At 56.6% G+C, this 3,439-nt stretch carries 3 protein-coding genes and 1 pseudogene; 2 read left to right on the top strand and 2 right to left on the bottom strand.

Features of this window, described 5'->3' with window-relative positions:
* Positions 1-544, top strand: a 544-nt coding sequence (locus tag AUC60_RS27870) for a bacteriophage T4 gp5 trimerisation domain-containing protein (RefSeq protein ID WP_420800739.1), incomplete at its 5' end; no start/stop codon positions are given.
* On the top strand, positions 541-1,425 hold the full coding sequence (locus AUC60_RS17225; protein ID WP_087270010.1) for a DUF4123 domain-containing protein: 885 nt from the start codon (positions 541-543) through the stop codon (positions 1,423-1,425). The genes AUC60_RS27870 and AUC60_RS17225, both read left to right, overlap by 4 nt.
* Before the next feature lie 79 nt (positions 1,426-1,504).
* On the opposite strand, the gene AUC60_RS17220 is transcribed toward AUC60_RS17225, so the two are convergent.
* Entirely contained in the window at positions 1,505-2,626 is a 1,122-nt protein-coding gene (locus AUC60_RS17220; RefSeq protein ID WP_087270008.1) for a hypothetical protein, read from the bottom strand.
* Positions 2,627-2,949: 323 nt separating this feature from the next.
* Positions 2,950-3,439 (bottom strand): annotated as a pseudogene (locus AUC60_RS17215) (hypothetical protein); the annotation flags it as partial.

Below are 3,439 nucleotides of genomic sequence, written 5' to 3'. Positions count from 1 at the left end.
TGCCGAGTCCATTTCCATCCGCGCTCAACGCAACTGGTCCGAGCACGTCCTCAACGATCAGTCGATTCAGGTCGACAACCAGCGCAAGGTCAAGGTCACCGGCTTGTCCAGCCACGAATCGCACGACGAAGAACACCACCTTACGCACGGGGCTCGTAAAACCCAGGTGCTGGCTGATGACTCGTTGACGGTGGTCGGCAGCCAATACATCAGCGCGGCTAATCACCTGGTCAGCGCAGCCACACAAGTGCATCTGCATTCAAGCGTAGACGTGGTGATCAATGCGGGAATCTGCGCAACGATCAATGCCGGTGGCCACTGGATAAGTATCAGCCCGGCGGGGATTTTCAGCAGTGTGCCCATTCAGCTTGGCGGAGTGCCGTTGTTGGGGATGCCCGCGGTTCCTGACTTGCCTGCAGCGTTGGCACCTCAGGTGGCGTTGCCCGCAAATCGGTCTTTGATTCCAGAGGTACAACTCGAGGCTATCGAACGCGGTGCGCCGTTTTGCCAAGCCTGTGCTGACGCCAAGAAGGAGTTGTCATGAATAGCGCTCGCTCGATGCAATCTCGACTGCCTGACGATTTTCCCTGGGATCAGACGGTCGGACTCCTGCTTGATGCTATTCAGGTCAAAAATCTGATTCAACGTCTTTACCAGTGGAGCCCGGCACCCAAGGTAAGCGTGCTGTATCACGGCACCCGGTGGGCTGAAATCAGTCGACTTTCACCGTGCCTGGTGCGCTTGCATGATTCTGATGATCCAGTGCTTTTGCAGTTTCTGGCCCACAGCCAAGAGTTACGGGGGTACCTGCTGGTCAGTGACGGTTCGTGGGACGAGTTGTTGACTCATATGCGCTGGCTGACCTGTTTCAAGCCGCCTCATGGGGACGAAATGTATTTACGCATCTCCGATCCCGCAGTGGCGCATGCGTTGTTTGCAACACAGCGTGATCCAGGGCTGGACCTTTTCGGCCCCTGCCAGCAGATCATTGTTATCAACCTGACGCGGGACGGCTGGACGCAGTTCAAGCGCCTGGGTGACAAGCACATCCCGCAATACGGCAAGCCGTTCATGGCGAACGATGCTCAGTGGGTGGCTCTGAAAGATGTGGCTTTTGACAAGTCCATGGGCGCGCTTTACCAGCACCTGCAGCGCTTCTTTCCCGGGTACCGGGCCGAGTTGACGCCTGAGCAGCGTCTGGAGCGTATTCACCAACTCGCCCGCTCCGCCATCGAAAAGGGATTCGAGACAGAACAGGAAATCTGGTTATACGCCAACGTCTTTGGTTTTCTGGGGGATGACGTACTGCGGCAGCATCCTGGCATTGCTGAGTTGCTGACAGTCCGTTCGGAGCTGAGCACTCTGGAACGTGTTGATCGCGCTGCGACGATTGCGGCAGAGATCGCTGGCGCCGGAAACCTGTAGGCGCTCACCGAGGTTATTAGACCGGCGATGGCGGAGCGTCAGATACACCGCCATCGCTGCTTCGCGCTGCTCGTGAGCTCTACAGAGTGCTCGCCTGCTGTACCTCGGTGAACCGTGCAGCAATGTTCTGATTGGGTTTTTGTTCGCGTAGTTTTTTGACCGCTTGGTTCATGCGTTTCAGCTCTTCACTGGGCCTGGCCCACTGCTCCGCTGGCAGCGGCTCGGACCAGCTTTGCATCGCCTCAGGTATGGCGGCGCGGCCGATGTTTTTGATGTGGCGGATTTCCCATTCGGTGAGGTAATTGGGCAAGGTCCACAGGGTCAGCACGTGGTACGTGTACCACCAGAACGGATAGAAGAAGCCCACCTCGCGATTTTTGCGCCGACGCCGCATCCGCTCCCGTGCGTTGTAAAACGTATGCAGACCTTCATGCGGCGGGTCGCCAGGGTTTTGTAGCTCCAGTGGGTCTTGGATTTCCTTGAGGGTGTGAACCTCGTATTCCATGTACGCGCGGATCGCCTCCCAGTTGCATACCGCCAGATCAAACCCGGCGCAGAAAAACTCCAGGCTGTAATGCTCATCGTGAGGCGGATGATAAAAGCCGACGCCCATGGCGTAGCGGATGTCCATGCCGTACTGCGTCACGCTCCGGGCCTGTATGACCCAGGCGGATAGCGATTCCCACGGGACGAAAATCGGCTCTGTTTGGCCACGGGGGACGAAGCAGACTTCGCGGCGTTGGCGATTGAAGCGGGTGGGGATGACTTCTTTGTATTTGAGGAGGTGGTGGAAGGTGACGCCGAGGAAAATGGTGAGGGCTGCGGCGGCGCCCCAAGAACCCACCTGCAAACCATAAGGCATATAATCCAGAGCAAACTCTGTAGCTAACTTAATTCCGCTACCCTCTGCGAGGGTGATTAACCAGATGAGAATGGTTGCAAACAAGCCAAACCACCAAATAGCCCAGAAAGGTATACCTAACGTCATTTGCCACCCGAACACCGCCGGTAACCCCACACCAAAATCCAGATAGGTGTCATTAACGGCGCCTACGGCGTGGCCGTAATCCTGCGCGGGCAAGTCAGTGGGCAGTGGTAGTGGAGCTAGATAGATGACTTGACCCGTTGGAAACTTTTCAATCATTCCTGCATGAGGGGCATGATGAATCGGCGGCGGGCTTTCTTGAGTTTCAGAGGTCATAGTCCTTGGTTCGCTAAATCAGGGTTTGGGCCATATAGAAAAGAGGGTGTTTGTCTTCCGGCTGGCGGTTGGCCTGTAGGAGCTTCAACCCGGTGTCGATGGCACCGCGATGTCTCGCGGCAACGTAGGACCTGTAGGAGCTGCCGAAGGCTGCGATCGCGGTGTATCAGGAGAAATGCTTCGCAGCCTTCGGCAGCTCCTACAGAAAATGCATTTCAATCCAGTGGTTTGCCTGTTGTTTGACGAGAGCGAACTTGTTTGCGAGGCGATCTTTGTGATGTCGGATCGACGTATCGCCAACCAGTTGGCGCCTACAGATTCGTCTAAGCTCGTTTGGCCGTATTTCGATCCGCCTGCTGGACCTCGGCAAATCTGGACGCAAGGTTCTGACCAGGCCGTTTCTCGCGCTGGGCTTTCACCGCCTGGGTCAGGCTTAGCAATTCCTCACTAGGCTTGGCCCATTGCTCCTCTGACAGCGGCTCCGACCAGCTTTGCATCGCCTCCGGAATGACTGCACGACCGATGCTCTTGATGTGGCGGATTTCCCATTCGGTGAGGTGATTGGGCAAGGTCCACAGGCTCAGCACGTGGTACGTGTACCACCAGAACGGATAGAAAAAGCCAACCTCCCGATTTTTGCGCCGACGCCGCATGCGTTCTCTCGCGTTGTAAAACGTATGCAGACCTTCGTGAGGCGGATCGCCGGGGTTTTGCAGTTCAAGCGGGTCCTGGATTTCCTTGAGGGTGTGAACCTCGTACTCCATGTACGCCCGAATTGCCTCCCAGTTGCACACCGCCAGATCAAACCCGGCG

This window comes from Pseudomonas caspiana, assembly GCF_002158995.1.
GTDB lineage: Bacteria > Pseudomonadota > Gammaproteobacteria > Pseudomonadales > Pseudomonadaceae > Aquipseudomonas > Aquipseudomonas caspiana.
The sequence above is the reverse complement of the archived record's forward strand: the minus strand, read 5'-3'. Positions and strand labels throughout refer to the sequence as shown.

What these genes read in the sequence shown, in the direction of transcription:
- AUC60_RS17225 (WP_087270010.1), top strand. Translation starts at nt 541, where the DNA reads ATGAATAGCGCTCGCTCGATGCAATCTCGACTGCCTGACGATTTTCCC.
- AUC60_RS17220 (WP_087270008.1), bottom strand. Translation starts at nt 2,626, where the DNA reads ATGACCTCTGAAACTCAAGAAAGCCCGCCGCCGATTCATCATGCCCCT.